Consider the following 19407-nt stretch of genomic DNA (forward strand, 5'->3'; position numbering starts at 1 on the left):
TACATGGCATTTGTAGTAGCGATGATAATTATTACCATTGGGGAAATGTTTGTTTGGCCAGCAGTACCTACTGTCGCGAACCAGCTTGCACCAAAAGGCCGGGAAGGTTTCTATCAAGGGATCGTCAACTCGACAGCAACGGGTGGAAGAATGCTTGGCCCACTGATGGGAGGAGTTTTGGTAGATTTATCGGGCATGGAAATGCTTTTTGGCGTATTAATGTCCTTCATGTTGGTGGCCATTTTTACGACATCCATCTACGATAAGAAATTAAAGGTAAGTACAACAAGTGTTCAAGAGCTTTCAAAAAGTGCTTCCTAGCTAAGAGTGAACTACGGATTACTCACTACGATAAACCGTGTTGATAAAAGACAGAAATTACTTCATTTTCTCAAAAGAGGATGTCCCAAAAGTATAGCTTTTGGGACATCCTCTTCTTTTTGATACGCTATTTTCGTGTGATAAAAGGATCTATCATAAAAGAGGGATTTAAAGGGTCTGTAAAGAATTTAAAGGACATGATGATTACATCTTTAATGTGACCAATCAAAATTTTACCGCTTAACTTCAAAATTTTTGTGGAGGTTTTTTTATGTTTACTATTGATAATTATATTGGTTCTATTAAAACCAACCTTGAAAAACAATCTGATATGTTAGTGAGTAATCTCAAAAATATCGTTGCATACAACTTCTCAAATGATATAGATTTATTGGATTTTTCAGCTTTCATTGAACCTACGAGGTTCGAGTTATCAATAACTATGTTCTCAATGGATAAAGAAGCTAACGAAGTCTTCAATGAAGGAGCTGACACAACAGTTTTTGCTGGTAGCGAAGAGATATTACCAGAAGTCGAATATCATCAGTTAAACGAAAGTCAGTTAGATGAATTTTTTGAGTTTTATGAGCAAAATGAAGAGACATTAGTTCCACAAGAGCAAAATGTTTTTACAGAATGGTTTAGCCAATGTTGGGCAAAAGCAGGTGGAGCTTCACTGCATTTACCATCGTATTTTGTTTTTCATGATGATTATAGGTCATTTGATCTAAAGAACAATCAATGGATGGATGATGAAGAAAAATGGTCTTAAACATGTAAGAAGGCCTATATTTTTGAAGTCACTGAAAAAGTCATTAATTTTTGAATTTTTTTAAACATCACTGTTGATTTCCGTTCCATGCGCTTCGCTTGCCTGCGGGCGGTCCGTGAGCCTCCTTCGGTTACGCCGAAGCCACTGAAAAAGTTTTGATTTTAGTATTTTTATAACAACCGCTGTTGATTTCCGCAAATGGCTTCGCTTTCCTAGGGAAGGTGCTTGAGCCTCCTCGCTTCGCTGCGGGGTCTCAAGCTACCTTTATCTCCCTCAGGAGTCTTCGCCTTTTGCTCCAATCAACAGCTAGGAATAAACTTTATTTTATCAGTTTTTCAGTGGCCTCATATTTATAAGCATTCTTTTTTCCCTAACTATTTTCTTTCCTGTGTTTCTTCCACAAGTAACAAGGGAATAAATGGAAGGCAAGGAGGAATAAAAATGATTTTACACCATGGTCATCTTTATTGGCCTGAAACCTATACAGATATTATCCAATATCCAAAACTGGAAGAAAATATTTCATGTGACGTATTGATTGTGGGCGGTGGTATATCTGGCGCTCTGTGTGCGCATGTATTGAGCAAAGAAACAGAATTGAATGTTGTAGTAATTGATAGGAGGCATCCCGGGTCAGGGAGTTCTTTAGCAAATACAGGTCTGTTGCAATTCTCGAGTGACCAAATGCTTCACGAAATGATGGAACAGAAAGGAGAACAGGACGCCGTTTATTTTTATCAGCTGTGTCAGGATGCTTTGAAAGATTTAAGCAAGGTCGCAGCCGAACTATCGGAAGATACAGACTTCCGGCCAAAAAAAAGCCTATACTTTGCAAGCTCAAAGGACGATGTTTCAAAGCTTGTCCTTGAATATGAAACTTTGAAGAACTATAACTTTCCTGTTGAATATCTAAAACCATCTGACATCTCTTCAAGATTTCCTTTTTCAAAACCCGCCGCTCTCGTAACAAGTGGAGATGCAGATGTGAATCCATTTAAATGTGTTCACATCCTGCTAAAGGACGCAGCGGCAGCAGGGGTTAGAATTTATGCAAAAACGCCGCTTCTTACTAAAGCCAAGACTGTAGAGGGGTTTACATGTGAAACAGAAAATGGCACCGTATCAGCGCGTTATATCATTTTAGCGACCGGTTATGAAAATGACTTTATTGTTCAAAAAATGGGTGCAGATCTGAACCGTACGTATGCTATCGTAACTGAACCGGTGCAAACCTTAAAGTCTTGGTATAAAGAGTGGATGATATGGGAAACGAAACGTCCCTATCTTTATATGAGGACGACAAAGGACGGAAGAATCATCGCTGGTGGATTGGATGAAGATAAAGCAGAAGCAACATTAAATGATGAAATAATCAAGGAACGGGGTGAGCGCATCCTTCGAAAAGTCAAAAAACACTTTCCCGATCTCTCGCTAAAATTTTCGCATGCCTGGTGCGCGACATTCGGTGAATCACACGATGGGTTGCCGTATATTGGGGAACATCCAAACCGTCTTGGAGAATATTATTGTCTCGGCTTTGGTGGAAACGGAACCGTCTATAGCATGATGGGTGCAACCATCATCAAGGACTTGATCACAAAAGGTACGCACCCCGCTTCTCATTTATTCAAAATCGCACGATAATGAGACAAGTCCTGATTCTCAGAAGATGCCCGAAAAGTAAGGCTAACAAATAGCTGACTCAAAAGATTGTACACCAACAATCTTTTGAGTCAGCCTCTTTTCTTTTGAAAATCTATTGACATAAAATATCCAAATGTGATAATTATTTTATTGAGTATTAGCACTCGTGATCTGAGAGTGCTAAAATATAATCATACATAACTGGAAGGAGAAATCAGAACATGACAAACATGACAAAGAAAGAATTCCAAGCTGAATCAAAAAGACTGCTAGAAATGATGATAAACTCCATCTATTCCCAACGTGAAGTGTTCTTGCGAGAGCTCATTTCCAATGCAAGTGATGCGATGGACAAAATCTATTACCGCGCATTAACGGATGAATCCCTTGTTTTTGACAAGGACAACTATTTTGTAAAAGTTATCCCAAATAAAGAAAATAGAACGTTAACTATTTTTGATACAGGTATTGGGATGACAAAAGAGGAACTAGAAGCAAACCTTGGTGTTATTGCAAAAAGTGGTTCCTTGGCATTTAAGAAAGAAAATGAAATCAAAGACGGCCATGACATCATTGGGCAATTTGGTGTTGGCTTCTATGCGGCTTTCATGGTAGCAGATGTAGTGACGGTGACTAGTAAAGCACTTGGCAGCGATGAGGCATACAGATGGGAATCGGAAGGTGCAGATGGATACACAATCGAGCTAGCTGAAAAAGACTCTGTGGGCACGGAAATCGTTCTGAAAATAAAAGAAAACACGGAAGATGAAAGCTATGATGAGTTCTTAGAAGAGTTCAGACTGAAGTCCATTATTAAGAAATATTCCGATTTTATTCGCTACCCAATTAAGATGGATGTAACGACTTCCAAACCGAAAGCGGACAATGAAGAAGAACTAGAAGAAGTGACAGAAGAGCAGACCATTAACAGCATGGTGCCAATCTGGCGTAAAAACAAGTCAGAATTGACTGACGAGGATTACGAGAAATTTTATCATGAAAAGCACTATGGTTTTGACAAGCCGTTAAAGCATCTTCATATAAGCGTTGATGGTACAATCCGCTATAACTCTATTCTGTATATTCCAGAGAGCATCCCGTTCGATTACTATTCTAAAGAATTCGAAAAAGGGTTGGAGCTATATTCAAGTGGTGTTCTAATTATGAACAAGTGCGCAGACTTACTGCCTGACCATTTCAGTTTTGTGAAAGGGTTGGTGGATTCTGAGGATCTGTCCCTTAACATCTCCCGTGAAATGCTGCAGCAAGATCGTCAGTTGAAATTCATCGCGAAGAACTTGGCAAAGAAAATCAAGAGTGCCTTGCTTGGCATGATGAAGGACGAGCGCGAGAAATACGAGAAATTCTTTGAGGCATTTGGCCGTCAATTAAAGTATGGCGTTTATGCCGAATATGGCGCTAACAAAGAGCAGTTACAAGACTTGCTAATGTTCTATTCTTCTACAGAGAAAAAGCTTGTGACGTTGGATGAGTATATTTCCCGCATGAAAGAGGATCAAAAGTATATCTATTATGCGACAGGGGAATCCAAAGAAAGAATGGAAAAATTGCCGCAAACAGAGCTTGTATCGGATAAAGGATACGAAATTCTCTATTTCACAGAGGACATTGATGAGTTCGCTATCAAAATGCTGATGAATTACAAAGAGAAAGAGTTCAAAAACGTATCAAGCGGAGATCTTGGCATTGACTCTGAAGAAGATGACAAGCAAACAGAAACCGAGCAAGAAGCAAACAAAGAAATGTTTGAAGCGATGAAGGAGATCCTTGCTGATAAAGTTTCAGCAGTTAAAGTATCTAAACGTTTAAAAACGCATCCGGTATGTTTGTCAACTGAAGGAGAAGTAACCATTGAGATGGAAAAAATCCTAAGTGCTATGCCGGATAACCAAAATATTAAGGCTAATAAGGTTCTGGAAATAAACACGAACCATGAAGTGTTTACTGCATTAAAAAGTGCACACGAGGGTGATCATGAAAAACTTGCTTTATACACAAACCTATTGTATAGCCAAGCATTGTTGATTGAAGGCTTACCGCTTGAAGATCCTGTTGAGTTTACGAATGACATCTGCAAAGTGATGGTGTAAAAAAATTTTGAGGCCAATCCTGCTCTTTGATGAGTGGGATTGGCTTTTTTGATTCCTGGTTTTTCAAAGGACTTTTCCTTAAAATACCGAATAGTAAACAAGTGAACATAAAAAGGAGGGAGAAAAAACATGCAAAAAACATTGCCAATAAAAAATCAAATGAATGGTGTTTTTATTCATGTATCTAATCTGAAACAATCCGCTAAGTGGTACTCTGATTTACTGGGGTTGGACCTCAACCCAGATTCTGTACAATCTCCTGTATACAATATCCCATTAGTAGGAAGCAGTTCGTTGACACTAGATAATCACACCTTTGATCCAGGATTTAAGCATGTGCCTAGCAATGCACCTCTGTTCAATTTTTATGCGCCAGACATCAATGAAGCTTATCAATATATTCAATCAAAAAGTATTGTAGTAACTCGCGAGATAGAGTGGGTGGGAGATACAGCATGGTTTAACATTAAAGATCCTGACGGAAATGTGGTCATGGTATGTAATTGCTGATCAGAACCAATATGAAGAAAGCCGATGATGTACTTTTGCCTCATCGGCTTTGTTGTATGTATGAAACCGCTCTCAATATTATCTGATTTTTATGATATATTTATATCAGATAAGCAGGAGGGGTATAGATGGGAGTAAAAGAAAGCTTACTTACAGATGAAATGATGGATACCATTATTGCGAACGCTTTTGAATGGATCGTGGTGGTCGATCATGAGGGTAATATTATTTACATGAATGATAGTTATTGCGATTTTATCGGGGTAGACAACAAAGGAGTAATAGGCAAACACGTAACAGAAATCATTGAAAACACCCGGATGCATGAAGTGGTCAAGACCGGAAAAGAAGAGATTGCCGACCTTCAATATATAAAAGGAAACTACATGATAGCCAATCGTGTGCCTATTTTTAATAAGGACGGAGAAGTAGTCGGTGCATATGGAACAGTAATCTTCCGTGACACTAGTGAATGGGACAAGATGAACAGTCATGTGAAAAGCATGTTGGGGAGAATTCGAAACTACCTACATGAGTACGAGCAACAAACAGGTGTTAAGTACACGCTGGAGGATATTATCGGAAACTCCAAGCTTATCAAACTGTTAAAAGAAAAGGTAAAGCAAATTGCCGCAAGTGACGTATCCATCCTCATTAGGGGAGAAAGCGGAACTGGAAAGGAATTGTTTGCGCATAGCATCCATCAGCTGAGCAACCGAAGTCAAATGCCCTTTATCAAACTGAATTGTGCGGCCATCCCAGAGCATCTTCTCGAATCTGAATTGTTTGGGTACGAAGAAGGAGCCTTTACAGGTGCAAAAAAAGGCGGGAAAAAGGGGAAATTCATGCTTGCAGATGGTGGTACACTGTTTCTAGATGAGATTGGGGATATGTCCCTTCCTATGCAAATTAAGCTTTTACGTGCCTTGCAAGAAGGAGAAGTAGAGCCGGTGGGTGCTGTAAAGCCAATACAAGTGAATGTACGTGTGATTGCTGCAACTAACCGGCCGCTAGAAAAGATGATGGAAGAAAAGCGGTTCCGTGAAGATCTTTATTATCGGATTCATGTGATACCTTTTCAGATCCCCTCACTTAGTGAGAGAACGGAAGATATTCCGTTGCTTGTTGAGCATTTTATACAGAAAATTTGTAAACGGACAGGTAGAAGAGTGACATCTGTTACATCGGAAGCACTTGATGCATTATTGCGTTATCGGTGGCCGGGGAATATAAGAGAACTTGAAAATGTCATTCAAGCTGCTGTACATTTATCCACAGGTGAAAAACTGACATCAGAAGCACTTCCAGATTACTTAAGAGACTCATATTCCATACCAATTGGCTCTAAACCGTTAAAAGAAACGTTAGAAGATGCAGAGAAACAGGCTATTCTTCAAACGTTAGAAAAATTTCAACAAGACAAGTTGATAACAGCGAAACAACTTGGTATTAGTAAATCAAGCCTCTATGAAAAATTAAAGAAATACGGGATAAAATAGCCATATAGAAATTAATGTAGGAGTCCAGATATTCGGAAAGTATTCCAGATATCTGGACTCCTTTGTTTTATGGCTGTTCATCTGTTTTTGTCCAGATTTCCGGAAAAAACTTTTGTTCAAAATATTGAAACAATTAAGTTGTTTAGTTGGCACGCTTCTTGCATTGTTAAATACGGAAAGAAAAATAATAGGTAAAAAGTTTACGCTATTTTGTAAGCGTTTACCAAAAAGGAAGAAAAGGGGGAAAGAAAAATGTGGAGCATGATCGGTCTTATCGGTGGTTTGGCATTATTAATTTTTTTAACGATGAGAGGGATGAACCTTCTTGTAGTAGGTCCTCTGTCAGCATTATTTGTCGCTCTTTTAAGTGGAATGCCGTTATTTCCACAATTGGTTGCTGAAGGGGAAGTAAACTTTGTCAGTAGTTATATGGGCGGCTTCTCGTCCTTTGTGACTTCCTGGTACCTAATGTTCTTGCTTGGTGCCATTTTCGGGAAAGTAATGGAGGATAGCGGGGCGGCAGATTCCGTTTCGAGATTGGTTGTGGATAAACTTGGCATGAAATTTGCTGTTCTAGCAATCGTTGCAGCTTGTGCCATTTTAACTTACGGAGGCGTCAGCTTGTTCGTTGTTGCTTTCTCCGTTTATCCAATGGCAATCAGCTTGTTCAAACAGGCTAACTTGCCACGTCGGTTCATTCCTGCAGCACTTGCGTTTGGATCTGTAACATTTACGATGACTTCTGCAGGTTCCCCCGAAATCCAGAACTGGATTCCAATTGAGTATTTAGGAACAAGTCCATATGCCGGAGCGGAAGTAAGTGCCATTGTTGCGGTGTTTATGATGATATTTGGTTATTGGTGGTTGAAGCGAATGATTTCAAAGGCAGTGGGACGCGGAGAAACATTTGTTTCACGAGATAGCGATCCGACAATGGATACAGAGAGGCCATTGCCGAACCCATTTTTGAGTTTTATTCCATTAGTTGTTGTCTTAGTGATATCGTTCATCTACCATGAAGATTTAAAACAATCTGCTTTAATCATCGCTTTACTAGGCGGTATCATCACGACTTATATACTTGGTCGAAAATACTTTAAGAATTTCTGGAATGCAATCTCAGAAGGGACAATGGGTGCTTTAATTGCTATTGGTAACACGGCTGCAGTAGTAGGTTTTGGTGGCGTCGCCAAAGCGGTACCTGCATTTGGCACAGTCGTTGAGGCAATGACCAACATCCCTGGCAGTCCGTTGATAGGTGCAGCCATTGCAGTCAGCGTGATTGCAGGTATGACGGGATCGGCTTCTGGTGGCCAGGTAATTGCCTTGCCATTAATTGCCCCACATTATATGGACATGGGCGTCAATCCAGAAGCACTTCATCGTACAGTTGCGATTTCTTCTGGTGCCCTCGATTCCTTGCCGCATAACGGTTATGTTGTAACAACCGTCCGAGCAATCTGCGGGGAGACGCATCAAGCAGCATATGGACCTGTCGCAGCTTTGACTGTCATCGTCCCATTGATTGGATTGGCTATTGCAATCGCCTTGTTCTCTATGGGCCTAGGAATATAATATTTTTTTTGAAGGGAGTTTGGATCAGTGGTTAAAGATAAAGTTGTTCTCATCACGGGAGCAGCCCAAGGTATAGGATATGAAATAGGAAAACAATTTGCAGAAGCTGGTGCAAAGGTCGTGCTGACGGATTTGCACGAAGAGAATGTTGTGGAAGCGGGAGAAGAATTAACCCGCCTTGGATTGACAGCTAAAGGATTACGTTGCGATGTAACGTCTGAAGAAGATCTAAAGTCCGCAATTGATGCAACGGTTTCTGAGTTTGGTCGATTGGATGTATTGATTAATAATGCGGGACTGCAATATGTTTCTATGCTGGAAGACTTCCCTACTGAAAAGTTTGAGCTTCTTACTCGGGTGATGCTAGTCGCACCATTTGTAGCGACGAAGCATGCTTTTCCAGTGATGAAAGCCCAAGGTTTTGGAAGGATATTGAATATGGCTTCCATTAATGGCTTGGTTGGATTTGCAGGGAAAGCAGCATATAACAGTGCGAAACACGGAGTAATTGGTCTGACAAAGGTTTCTGCCCTAGAGGGAGCAGCCGATGGAATCACTGTCAATGCACTGTGTCCTGGCTATGTCGATACACCGCTTGTCCGAGGCCAGTTGAAGGATCTTGCAGAAACCAGAAAGGTCCCTTTGGAAAAAGTGCTCGAAGAAGTCATTTACCCATTGGTTCCACAGCGGAGATTGTTAGATGTAAAAGAAATAGCAGATTATGCAATGTTCTTAAGCAGTGACGCTGCTAGGGGCGTTACCGGTCAGGCAGTCGTGATAGACGGCGGCTATACGGTGCAATAAAAGCAGGCTGCAGTATACAATTTAGAAAAACGTCCATAATGAATATTAGTAAAAATACCCCTTGCAGTTTTTTACTAAATTCATTACAATACAAACTAACAACAAAAACTTTTACGTTGAAAAGGATTAGTAGTGGACGAAACGAGCATAGAGAGTTGACGGTTGGTGGAAGTCAACAAACGATCGGACATGAACTCGCCTTGGAGTAGCAAGTGTGAACCCTTCTAGTTGAAGGCAGTAGTATTTCGCCGTATCATCCGCGTTAAGGATTCGAGTGATTATCATGTTTTCGTGATAATAATCTGGGTGGTACCGCGGTAGGTTATGTATATTCAAACCTCTCGTCCCTTTATTGGGATGAGGGGTTTTTTGTATTTATTTGAGTTAACAGGAGGAAGAAAAGATGTCATTTCAACATCAGTCCATGGAACAAAAATGGCAAAAGTATTGGGAAGAAAACAAAACATTTAAAACACAAGAAGAAAAAGGGAAAGAAAAATTCTACGCACTAGACATGTTCCCTTATCCATCTGGAGCAGGCCTACACGTAGGTCACCCAGAAGGTTACACAGCAACAGATATCCTGTCCCGCATGAAGCGAATGCAGGGACAAAACGTCCTTCATCCAATGGGGTGGGATGCATTCGGTTTACCTGCAGAGCAATATGCTTTAGATACAGGAAACGACCCGGCAGAATTTACAGAACAAAATATCAACACATTCCGCAGACAAATCAAGTCCCTAGGCTTTTCTTATGACTGGGATCGCGAAGTAAATACAACAGATCCCGAGTACTATAAATGGACACAATGGATTTTCTTGAAGCTTTACGAAAAAGGCTTGGCATATGTGGATGAAGTACCTGTAAACTGGTGCCCTGCACTAGGTACAGTGTTAGCTAACGAGGAAGTAATTGACGGGAAATCCGAGCGTGGCGGACACCCGGTAGAACGCCGCCCAATGAGGCAGTGGATCCTAAGAATTACAGAGTACGCGGATCGTCTATTGGAAGACTTAAACGAATTAGATTGGCCAGAAAGCTTAAAAGATATGCAACGCAACTGGATCGGTCGTTCAGAAGGTGCGAATGTACAGTTTAGCATCGATGGTACGGGTGAGAACTTCACCGTTTTCACAACACGTCCAGACACACTTTTCGGTGCAACTTACGCAGTGCTTGCTCCGGAGCATCCTTTAGTGAAAAAAATCACAACGGATGACCAACGTGACGCGGTAGAAGCATATATTGCAAAAGTCCAAAGCAAGAGTGACCTTGAACGTACGGAGCTCTCCAAAGAGAAATCTGGTGAGTTCACAGGTGCATTTGCAGTGAATCCAGCTAATGGTGAAAAATTACCAATCTGGATTGCCGACTACGTATTAATGAGTTACGGGACTGGAGCCATCATGGCAGTACCTGCTCATGACGAGCGAGACTGGGAATTCGCGACAAAGTTTGACCTTCCAATAGTAGAAGTAGTGGCAGGAGGCGATGTTACCAAAGAAGCTTACACAGGCGACGGGGAACATGTTAACTCCGATTTCTTAAACGGTCTTGGAAAAGAAGAAGCTATCTCCAACATGATCGAATGGTTAGCTACTAATGAAAAAGGCGAAAAGAAAGTCTCTTACCGCCTTCGTGACTGGTTGTTCAGCCGTCAGCGTTACTGGGGCGAACCGATTCCAATTATCCATTGGGAAGATGGAACAACCACTGCGGTACCGGAAGATCAGCTTCCACTTGTATTACCAAAAACATCAGAAATCCGTCCATCCGGTACAGGCGAATCTCCGTTAGCTGCCATTGAGGACTGGGTGAATGTTGTAGATCCTGAAACAGGCAAAAAAGGCCGTCGTGAAACAAACACCATGCCGCAATGGGGCGGAAGCTGCTGGTACTACCTGCGCTATATCGACCCGAAAAACAACGAGAAATTAGCTGACCCGGAAAAATTGAAAGAATGGTTGCCAGTTGATATCTACATTGGTGGAGCAGAGCACGCAGTACTTCACTTACTATACGCTCGCTTCTGGCATAAGTTCTTATACGATATCGGTGTAGTTCCAACAAAAGAGCCATTCCAAAAGCTTTTCAACCAGGGAATGATCCTTGGCGAAAATAACGAAAAGATGAGTAAATCTAAAGGGAATGTCGTAAATCCTGATCACATCGTAGAATCCCACGGTGCTGACACCCTTCGTCTATACGAAATGTTCATGGGACCACTTGAAGCATCCATCGCATGGTCCACCAACGGACTAGACGGATCCCGCCGCTTCCTTGACCGTGTGTGGAGATTGTTTGTTGAAGAAAACGGCAAATTAAGCGCCAAAGTTGTCGAAGTGACAGAAGAGGACACATTAGAGAAAACGTATCATGCTACTGTGAAAAAAGTAACAGAAGACTACGAAGGCCTACGATTCAACACGGCTATCTCGCAAATGATGGTCTTCATCAATGAAGCGTACAAAGCAGACACTATTGCGAAAGATTACGTCGAAGGCTTTGTAAAAATGCTTTCCCCAGTCTGCCCACATATTGCAGAAGAACTATGGGAAAAGCTTGGCAACGAAGGCACTATCACTTATGAGGCATGGCCGACATTTGATGAGTCCAAACTAGTAGAAGATGAAATCGAAATCGTCGTCCAAGTAAACGGGAAACTTAAAGCGAAACTTTACGTTCCATCCGACGCTACCCGCGAAAAAATGGAAGAAATAGCTATTGCCGATGAAACAGTAAAAGAAAGCATCGAAGGCAAGACAGTACGCAAAGTCATTGCAGTCCCAGGAAAACTTGTAAATATCGTTGCGAACTAAGTGTAGAACAAAAAATAGCATGCGAATGCAAGGCTGCCATCGTCCGAATTGGCAGTCTTGTTTTCTTTTTGTTAAAATAGAGGTAATCAAGCAATACACTACATAGAATCGAGGTTTTCACACATGTCTGAAATCCAAACAATTACCACTGATGAGCTAAAGAAGAAACTTGACGCAGGCGAGGAACTTCACCTAGTCGACGTCCGTGAAGACGAAGAGATTGAAACGGGAAAAATCAAACAAGCAGAACACATCCGTATGGGCGATATCCCAGAAAACTTGGACAAGCTCGACAAAAACAAAGAATACATCGTGATTTGCCGCTCCGGACGCCGCAGCGAAAACGTCTGTCACTACCTGCAAGACCAAGGCTACAAAGTTACCAACATGGTCGGCGGCATGCTAGAGTGGGAAGGCGAAACAGAATAAAATAAATCATGTGAGACCACTGACCAGTGGGCGAGATAGGGGCCGCTGGTTGGTGGTTTTTGTTTTTTCTTTGAAAGTAGTAGGTAACTGGGGTTTGGTTTGGATCTTGGAACTTTTCAGAAGTAGGTAACTAGGTCAAGTAATAGAGCCTAAAATACGAAATAGTCAAAAAACGAGCTGAAATAGTCAAAAAACTCCTCCAATTATACGAAAAATCCTTCCAATTAGTCAAAAAACTCTTCAAATTATTAAGAATCCATATTCTGTAAAAGGGAATTCCTCTTCATTTTATAAAAAGAGGAAATTTCCTAAAAGATTATTTCCAGAAAAGAAGGAAATATGTAGAAAGATGTCAAAATATACTCTTATCCTTTAAAAGAGGTGATTATTTGATAAAAAAACCAAGATGCGTCCCCATGAGAGTGCATATTTTAAGAGCAATGAAGAGGCGAGTTCGCCCCAATCATGAAAATTTTCAAGATATCCTCAACGAATTAGGAAGAAAAGAAGCAGGAATCTACGGTGAACAATCTTTAGACTACTACTTAAAACTTCTCCCAGAAACAGAGCATCCCTACTACATTTTCCACGGACTAAGACTTCCATTTAGAGATACGTTCTTTCAAATGGACACCCTCATTTTATTTTCAAATTCCTTTTTAGTATTAGAAGTGAAATATTTTAAAGGAACTCTCTACTTTGATCCGAAAAATTATCAACTTTTACAAGAAGTAGAGGGGAGTCTTAAAGTGTACCAAGACCCTATACTGCAAGCTTCAAATCAATGCTCCAAATTACAGTCTTGGCTAAGAACCAAACAGTTTCCTGAACTTCCCTGTGAAAAGCTTGTAGTACTAACTAATCCTAAAGTTATTACGAAAGTCCTTTCTTCTCCTAGCGAGGTGGATAAATATGTAATAAAAAGCCCTGCACTCGCTGCTAAAGTTAGTGCGCTATTAAAACGTTATTCCTCACAGCCTCTGGAAAAAAAATTAATAAAAAAGCTAATAAAACAATTACTTAAAGATCATACACCAGAAAATTCATCCCCCATTACTCAATATGGGATATTGCCTTCAGATATTATTAATGGTGTATTGTGTACCAGTTGTAATCCCAATAAAATTATGAAAAGAATCTACGGTACATGGGAGTGCCCCTATTGTCTAGAAAGATCAGATAGTGAATATATAGTAGCATTAAAGGATTATGCCCTTTTAATAAGTCCGTTCATCACTATGAAAGAGTTAAAGATTTATTTAGGATTAGAAAATAGATTGACCATTATCAGTTTGCTAAAAAACCTCAACATTGAATTTATTGGAGGAACAAAATCCCGCACCTACAACCTCACCCCACTCCTAACAAAAACTTGAAACCATTCCCAATCTCAGTCGTATAGTTATCTATAAGACTCTCATAGAGAAAAAACAGAAAGGAGGCCACATCAACCATGGACTTCATCGACCAAAATATTTTCCCACTTTTTCTTCTTATGATAGGTGCATTACTAATCATGAGCGCAATTACAATTTCCAACAAAAAGGAGTTTCAAAAATCTCCACTTTTAATAGAGTACAAGGAATTCTGATAACAGTAATCATAACACTTGGCCTCTTGGTGTACACGACTTCTAATAACTATTGGGATATTAACTCTCTTTATATCGCCCTGAGTCCCATCCTTGTGCCTTTTATCATGATGATCATGCAAAGAAAAAAAGACGAGATACATATAAAGAAATATGAACCCAAAACTGTTATGCATATCCTAGAGAGAAACCTGGATGACAAAAGATATCTTTATAAAAAAGATGTCAAAACAAATGAAGATTATATGAGCAGCAACTATATCACGATGTATTATTTAAATGATTCTAATCAAACCATTAAAATTAAGTGGAAGGATCTTGAAACAAGCGGTTTAGAGGTGGAGTTCCAAAACTTCGCTGATAAGGATTTCATTAAGGAAGTGGTGGGGGACCTTCGTTTGGAAAGACCACCTATCTCATTTTTTAAATTCAACAAAATTTCACTGATTATCGCAGCGATTGTCATATACATTGGAAGCATGCAGTTGCTTGGGTATTAAACACAAAAGGAGCCTCGCTCATTAACGGCGAAGCTCCTATTATTTTTCAATCACACGATCATTTATTTGGGTTACTGCATATCCTTTTGGAAGCATGGAAATCACTTGTTCTATTTTTTGAAGAGTGGACAGGTTCGAATAGAAGTAGAATCCTTGTCCATCATGGCTCACCTTCAACGCGGCAATATCTTTGTTTTTACTTAGCTTAGGAATAGAGTATCCATTTCGAGATATAAGTTGAACGCTATTTATAAAAGAGATGCCGTAATATTGATTTTGAGTGGCTAAATGGTAGGTTTTTGTCATGATTAATTGCAACTCATCAAGGGAAAAGACTTCGATTTGAAAAAATGGGGGATGGTAGGTAAAGGTGTTACCTCCTGTGGAATACATACGAGTATCAATAAAATATTCAACTGTATAGGAAAACCGTAAGTTGTCTAACATCTGCCTCATTTCTTCTTCCTCATCATACCCTTCAATCAATACTTTCAAAGGAAAAATATTAAGCTTCCCTAGAAAGTCTAATAGCAACTGTTTATTCTCTTCCTGATAATCCACTTCTTCAAACCTGTAAAGATAAAAATGATAAAACCCATCATCCTCTACCTCACTAAAATCTCCATCTTCTGAAATCCAAACCTCTTTCACGCACATTACCCCTTCAAACCAATAAAATTATGTAACTCTATTATATTCGACGTGAAAAGCAAAAACCCTTTGGGGGTCTGACCCCCAAAGGGTTTTTTTCTCAATTTTTCTCCATTTACCCCAAACAAAAGTATAAAACCCAAAATTACCTCCTATACATAATAATAGGTTACAAGCTGTATAAAACATACGTGAAGGAGGGTGTGAGGGGTTGGTGCAGATCAGGGTGTTTGATGAGGAGCATGAGCGGGATTTAGAGGATGCGGTTAATGATTTTCTTAAAGGGTTGTCTGACAGGGATGTGATTGACATCAAGTATCAAGTCGGATGTATCAACGACGAGGATGAACAGATCTATTGCTTTTCAGCAATGGTAATATTTAGAACCTGAAAACTTCCCGAAAGGTGTTTATCAGGTTCTTTTTTGTGGGTATTGATAAATATCTAAAATAATTTATAAAAATTGAAACATTTTTGTAACACTATTCGTCTAATTAGTAACAGGTCATATAATCAACAACTAAATCATAAAAAGAAAGGATGTACACATTATGAACCACCACACACAAAACGAGGTACTTCAAGAAGAAAGTAAGTCATTTATCAATGAATTTGGCATGTATGGAGTAGGACTAGCATTTGTTATGTCTTTTGTATTACTAGTAACGACGTAGGCTTGCCGCCTTTTTCCCGGCGTTCAGGCCTGCAAGTCTTCCTGTCACCAAGGCCGAGGTGATATTGTAACCACCAGTATATCCATGGATATCAAGCACTTCCCCACAAAAATATAATCCGTCTTTCATTTTGGAAGACATCTCTTTCGGGTGAACTTCTTTCACCGAAACTCCGCCACCGGTTACAAATGCCTTTTCGATAGAAAGGGTGCCGGAAACGTCAAAACGGAACTGTTTGCACATTTTCGCAAGTTCCCTTATTTTTTCGTGAGCCAAAGTCGCGCCAATCTCCTGTTCATCTATTCCACAAACTTCTAACAAAAACAATAAATACCGCTCAGGTACAAGTCCTTTAAGCACATTTTTAATGGCTTTTTTTGGTTCGTCCTTCAACGCGTTGTTAAGCTGTTGAAATACTTGTTCTTCATTCAGTGATGGCATAACATCCAAATTCATCGTTACTCGATCCACACCGAATTTCTTCATCGTCTTCACAACATATTGGCTGCAGCGCAATACAGCTGGCCCGGACACTCCAAAATGAGTGAAGATCATATCCATTTGATGTGTCTTAACCAATTTCCCTTTAGGATTTAATACACTCAAAGCAACATCACGCAAAGACAACCCTTGCAGTCTTTTCTCGCGGATAAATTTTTCTTGTGAATTCAACGGAACTTCCGTCGGGAATAAATCGGTAATGGTATGCCCGGCTTTGCGTGCCCAAGGGTACCCATCCCCTGTGGATCCTGTATGTGGGACGGATTTTCCACCCACTGCAATTACCACACAACTGCACTCCAAAAATTCACCGGTCTTTAACATCACGCCACGCGTACGGTCCTCATCATAATCTACTGTTTCCACAGAAGTATTGGTCCGAATGTCCACGCGTAGTTCCTTCATTCTGTTCAACAACGCGTCTACCACACTTTGCGCTTTATCAGAAACAGGGAACATCCGCCCGTGATCTTCTTCTTTCAGTTGTATGCCAAGCTTTTCAAAAAACTTGATGATGTCTTCATTATTAAACTCCGAGAATGCGCTATATAGGAATCTCCCGTTACCAGGGATATGTTTGATGATTTCATCCACAGGAAGCCTGTTCGTCACATTACAGCGACCGCCTCCTGATATGGCAAGCTTCCGCCCAAGTTTATTTCCTTTATCAATCAGTAATACTCTTGCTTTTTGTTCTGCTGCAGCGATGGAGGCCATAAGCCCTGATGGACCGCCGCCTATGATAATCACATCGTATTTCATTTTTTTCACCAACCAACCAACTATATTTTGCTTACATGTTGCCTATTATACCTTCTATTCTCCTGTTGGACAAAAAGAGCAACATTCCGTATGATTTTTAAATAGATTAAAAATCAAAGAAAAGGGGTATCCCATGACATATTCACCAAATCTTTCAGAAGCTCATATTCCATATGACGGTGGTTGGACAGAGGAAAATGAAATCCCGGTCCTGCTGCTTTCTGTCCCGACGCTTCCATTAAAATTGAACACAAAAATACATAAATTTTCCTATACATGGCTCTTTGAAAAAGAAATGAATGCCTATGTCCTTTGCATCCGACTAAATAATCAAGAAGAATTCGGGCTTATTTTTAGTCAAAAAGAAGCGGGAGTTCTCTTACTAGATAAGGATGGGTATGACGAATTCACTGTAGTTGTGACAAAAGAGGACCTTGAGAACTTGAAAGACGATACGCCATTTCTATCTTTTCCAAAGATTTCACTAACTAGAAGTTTACTGGCGGGATGGTAAAATAGTGATTCTGCAATATGAAGTGTGCTAAAATACAAAGGTTAGACAAAAAGTTACAAATAGTAGGTAGGGATTTTATGTCAACATCTAATATATTGAGAGGTACCTTAATTTTGACAGTGGGAACGATGCTGTCACGGGTGCTTGGTCTAGTTTATATTTTTCCATTCCATGCCATGGTTGGTAATGAGGGTGGAGCTCTATACTCATATGCTTATGTGTTATATTCTGTCTTCTTAAGTATTGCTACACTTGGGGTCCCATTGGCAGTCTCCAAGTTTGTTGCAAAGTATAATGCTTTGGGTGAATATAGTGTTGGGAGAAAGCTTTTCCGATCGGGTATTATGGTTATGAGTATTACAGGAGTGGTTTCATTTTTGGCATTGTTTCTATTGGCACCATATCTTTCTCCTATGATCATAAAAGAAGGTAAACATACTTATGAAGATATTACATTTGTCGTCAGAATGGTTAGTGTGGCTTTGTTGGTAGTTCCTATCATGAGTTTGATTCGTGGGTTTTTTCAAGGGTATGAATCCATGGGCCCAACGGCAATTTCTCAAGTCGTGGAACAGCTAGTAAGAATAGTCTTCCTATTGGGAAGTCTATATTTCATACTAGAAGTTTTAAATGGGGATATGACTGTTGCGATTGGCTTTGCAACATTTGCTGCCTTTATCGGAGCCATTGGCGGACTTGTCGTATTAGTTTGGTACTGGTTTAGTAGGAAGAAGAATTTGGATTCTATGCTTGAAAAAGACCCAGAGACAGTGGAACTTTCCTATCAAGATATGTATAAGGAATTAATTTCTTATGCTATGCCATTCGTTTTCGTCGGATTGGCCATGCCCCTGTATCAATTAATAGATACATTTTCTTTTAATGATGCAATGGCGTTAGCAGGATTCACCTCAATCTACGCTGATACCGCTTTTGGTATCATCAACAACTATGGTCAAAAATTAATTATGATTCCAATTACACTAGCGACTGCTTTTGCACTGAGTCTCCTTCCTGCCATAACAAAATCGTTTATTAATGGTCAGCATCAAAGTTTGCAAAAACAGCTTAGTGTAACATTGCAGATATTGCTTTTCTTGACTGTCCCTGCTTGTTTAGGACTTTCTCTTCTTGGAGGTCCAGCTTATGCTGCATTCTTCTCTTATGATCCATTAGGTGGGCAGCTTTTGACTTGGTATGCGCCGACAGCCATACCATTGGCAATTTTCACCGTTACTGCCTCGGTTTTGCAAGGCATCAACAGACAGAAGTATACCGTTGTTGGACTTGCGATTGGATTGCTATTGAAACTGGTTCTTAATTATCCGCTTATCCTATTAATCGGAGCTGAAGGTTCAATCGTTGCAACAGCAATTGGCTATACAGCCAGTGTTGTGATAAATCTATGGGCTATTAAGAAGTTTACTGAATTTGATTACTCCATGGTGCTCAGACGTGGGTTTCTCATGACCATCTTCAACATCATCATGATTGCTGCAGTCCTAGTTGTCCTGCAACTTTTAGAAGGCTTTGTCCCTTACAGTGAAGGCCGGCTTCAAGCCATCATCGTAGTGGCTGTCAGTGGATTAGTGGGAGCAGGAATCTACTTCTTACTCAGCTATCGAAGTAATCTATTAATGTATCTGTTCGGAAATCGTTTTTCATTTTTAAATAGACAAGAAAGAGGGTAGAGGTCTCGAGTCAAAGGGGCCTCTTTCCCTATGAAAG

18 protein-coding genes and 1 other annotated feature are annotated in these 19407 nt (G+C 40.1%); of the genes, 16 read left to right on the forward strand and 2 right to left on the reverse strand.

The features are described from left to right. From AAV98_RS06165 to AAV98_RS06220, 12 genes are all read left to right on the forward strand, one after another. The coding region (locus AAV98_RS06165; protein ID WP_156317665.1) for an MFS transporter at positions 1-321 on the forward strand (321 nt) is incomplete at its 5' end. A gap of 271 nt (positions 322-592) precedes the next feature. Then, positions 593-1093 (forward strand): hypothetical protein, encoded by a 501-nt coding sequence (locus AAV98_RS06170; RefSeq protein WP_060664694.1) that lies wholly within the window; start codon positions 593-595, stop codon positions 1091-1093. Between the two features lie 441 nt (positions 1094-1534). After that, entirely contained in the window at positions 1535-2737 is a 1203-nt protein-coding gene (locus AAV98_RS06175) for an NAD(P)/FAD-dependent oxidoreductase (protein ID WP_060664695.1), read from the forward strand. Between the two features lie 230 nt (positions 2738-2967). Then, positions 2968-4848, forward strand: a complete 1881-nt coding sequence (htpG, locus tag AAV98_RS06180) for a molecular chaperone HtpG (RefSeq protein WP_060664915.1) — start codon at positions 2968-2970, stop codon at positions 4846-4848. 129 nt (positions 4849-4977) lie between these two features. After that, entirely contained in the window at positions 4978-5358 is a 381-nt protein-coding gene (locus AAV98_RS06185) for a VOC family protein (protein ID WP_060664696.1), read from the forward strand. A 128-nt stretch (positions 5359-5486) separates the two neighbouring features. Beyond that, positions 5487-6857, forward strand: a complete 1371-nt coding sequence (locus AAV98_RS06190) for a sigma-54 interaction domain-containing protein (protein WP_060664697.1) — start codon at positions 5487-5489, stop codon at positions 6855-6857. Positions 6858-7109: 252 nt separating this feature from the next. Further along, on the forward strand, positions 7110-8432 hold the full coding sequence (locus AAV98_RS06195) for a GntP family permease (protein ID WP_060664698.1): 1323 nt from the start codon (positions 7110-7112) through the stop codon (positions 8430-8432). Positions 8433-8459: 27 nt separating this feature from the next. Next, entirely contained in the window at positions 8460-9236 is a 777-nt protein-coding gene (locus tag AAV98_RS06200) for a 3-hydroxybutyrate dehydrogenase (protein ID WP_060664699.1), read from the forward strand. Positions 9237-9343: 107 nt separating this feature from the next. Further along, positions 9344-9588: a binding site (T-box leader), on the forward strand. A 51-nt stretch (positions 9589-9639) separates the two neighbouring features. Further along, positions 9640-12057, forward strand: coding sequence for a leucine--tRNA ligase (gene leuS, locus AAV98_RS06205; RefSeq protein ID WP_060664700.1), 2418 nt, complete (start codon positions 9640-9642; stop codon positions 12055-12057). A 123-nt stretch (positions 12058-12180) separates the two neighbouring features. Continuing rightward, positions 12181-12486 (forward strand): rhodanese-like domain-containing protein, encoded by a 306-nt coding sequence (locus tag AAV98_RS06210; protein ID WP_060664701.1) that lies wholly within the window; start codon positions 12181-12183, stop codon positions 12484-12486. Between the two features lie 416 nt (positions 12487-12902). Beyond that, positions 12903-13862 carry a nuclease-related domain-containing protein gene (locus AAV98_RS06215; protein ID WP_156317667.1) on the forward strand — a complete coding sequence of 320 codons (960 nt, stop codon included), beginning with the start codon at positions 12903-12905 and terminating at the stop codon, positions 13860-13862. 322 nt (positions 13863-14184) lie between these two features. Further along, positions 14185-14577 (forward strand): hypothetical protein, encoded by a 393-nt coding sequence (locus tag AAV98_RS06220; RefSeq protein ID WP_156317669.1) that lies wholly within the window; start codon positions 14185-14187, stop codon positions 14575-14577. Between the two features lie 39 nt (positions 14578-14616). Here AAV98_RS06220 and AAV98_RS06225 read toward each other — a convergent pair whose 3' ends face one another. Beyond that, on the reverse strand, positions 14617-15228 hold the full coding sequence (locus AAV98_RS06225; RefSeq protein ID WP_060664704.1) for a hypothetical protein: 612 nt from the start codon (positions 15226-15228) through the stop codon (positions 14617-14619). A gap of 211 nt (positions 15229-15439) precedes the next feature. Between AAV98_RS06225 and AAV98_RS06230 the strand changes: the two genes are divergently transcribed. Together AAV98_RS06230 and AAV98_RS20810 are read left to right on the forward strand one after the other, a co-directional pair. After that, positions 15440-15619 (forward strand): sporulation protein Cse60, encoded by a 180-nt coding sequence (locus AAV98_RS06230; protein ID WP_060664705.1) that lies wholly within the window; start codon positions 15440-15442, stop codon positions 15617-15619. Positions 15620-15779: 160 nt separating this feature from the next. Next, a complete protein-coding gene (locus AAV98_RS20810; RefSeq protein WP_262372513.1) occupies positions 15780-15902 on the forward strand; it encodes a hypothetical protein in 123 nt (40 codons plus the stop codon). On the opposite strand, the gene AAV98_RS06235 is transcribed toward AAV98_RS20810, so the two are convergent. Continuing rightward, positions 15888-17165: an NAD(P)/FAD-dependent oxidoreductase gene (locus tag AAV98_RS06235; protein WP_060664706.1), complete on the reverse strand. Its 1278-nt coding sequence runs from the start codon at positions 17163-17165 to the stop codon at positions 15888-15890. The genes AAV98_RS20810 and AAV98_RS06235 overlap by 15 nt on opposite strands. Positions 17166-17298: 133 nt before the next feature. Between AAV98_RS06235 and AAV98_RS06240 the strand changes: the two genes are divergently transcribed. Together AAV98_RS06240 and AAV98_RS06245 are read left to right on the forward strand one after the other, a co-directional pair. Next, the gene (locus AAV98_RS06240) at positions 17299-17679 is read left to right on the forward strand and encodes a hypothetical protein (RefSeq protein ID WP_060664707.1); all 381 of its coding nucleotides are present in this window, start codon (positions 17299-17301) and stop codon (positions 17677-17679) included. 77 nt (positions 17680-17756) lie between these two features. After that, a complete protein-coding gene (locus AAV98_RS06245; RefSeq protein ID WP_060664708.1) occupies positions 17757-19370 on the forward strand; it encodes a putative polysaccharide biosynthesis protein in 1614 nt (537 codons plus the stop codon). Positions 19371-19407 lie beyond the last annotated feature (37 nt).

Source organism: Bacillus sp. CHD6a, from assembly GCF_001293645.1.
In the GTDB taxonomy this organism is placed as follows: domain Bacteria; phylum Bacillota; class Bacilli; order Bacillales; family Bacillaceae_I; genus Sutcliffiella_A.

Excerpts from the sequence above, each read along its gene's own strand:
- AAV98_RS06170 (WP_060664694.1), top strand. The coding sequence starts at position 593 with ATGTTTACTATTGATAATTATATTGGTTCTATTAAAACCAACCTTGAA.
- AAV98_RS06175 (WP_060664695.1), top strand. The coding sequence starts at position 1,535 with ATGATTTTACACCATGGTCATCTTTATTGGCCTGAAACCTATACAGAT.
- htpG (WP_060664915.1), top strand. The coding sequence starts at position 2,968 with ATGACAAAGAAAGAATTCCAAGCTGAATCAAAAAGACTGCTAGAAATG.
- AAV98_RS06185 (WP_060664696.1), top strand. The coding sequence starts at position 4,978 with ATGCAAAAAACATTGCCAATAAAAAATCAAATGAATGGTGTTTTTATT.
- AAV98_RS06190 (WP_060664697.1), top strand. The coding sequence starts at position 5,487 with ATGGGAGTAAAAGAAAGCTTACTTACAGATGAAATGATGGATACCATT.
- AAV98_RS06195 (WP_060664698.1), top strand. The coding sequence starts at position 7,110 with ATGTGGAGCATGATCGGTCTTATCGGTGGTTTGGCATTATTAATTTTT.
- leuS (WP_060664700.1), top strand. The coding sequence starts at position 9,640 with ATGTCATTTCAACATCAGTCCATGGAACAAAAATGGCAAAAGTATTGG.
- AAV98_RS06210 (WP_060664701.1), top strand. The coding sequence starts at position 12,181 with ATGTCTGAAATCCAAACAATTACCACTGATGAGCTAAAGAAGAAACTT.
- AAV98_RS06215 (WP_156317667.1), top strand. The coding sequence starts at position 12,903 with ATGAGAGTGCATATTTTAAGAGCAATGAAGAGGCGAGTTCGCCCCAAT.
- AAV98_RS06220 (WP_156317669.1), top strand. The coding sequence starts at position 14,185 with ATGATGATCATGCAAAGAAAAAAAGACGAGATACATATAAAGAAATAT.
- AAV98_RS20810 (WP_262372513.1), top strand. The coding sequence starts at position 15,780 with ATGAACCACCACACACAAAACGAGGTACTTCAAGAAGAAAGTAAGTCA.
- AAV98_RS06235 (WP_060664706.1), bottom strand. The coding sequence starts at position 17,165 with ATGAAATACGATGTGATTATCATAGGCGGCGGTCCATCAGGGCTTATG.
- AAV98_RS06240 (WP_060664707.1), top strand. The coding sequence starts at position 17,299 with ATGACATATTCACCAAATCTTTCAGAAGCTCATATTCCATATGACGGT.
- AAV98_RS06245 (WP_060664708.1), top strand. The coding sequence starts at position 17,757 with ATGTCAACATCTAATATATTGAGAGGTACCTTAATTTTGACAGTGGGA.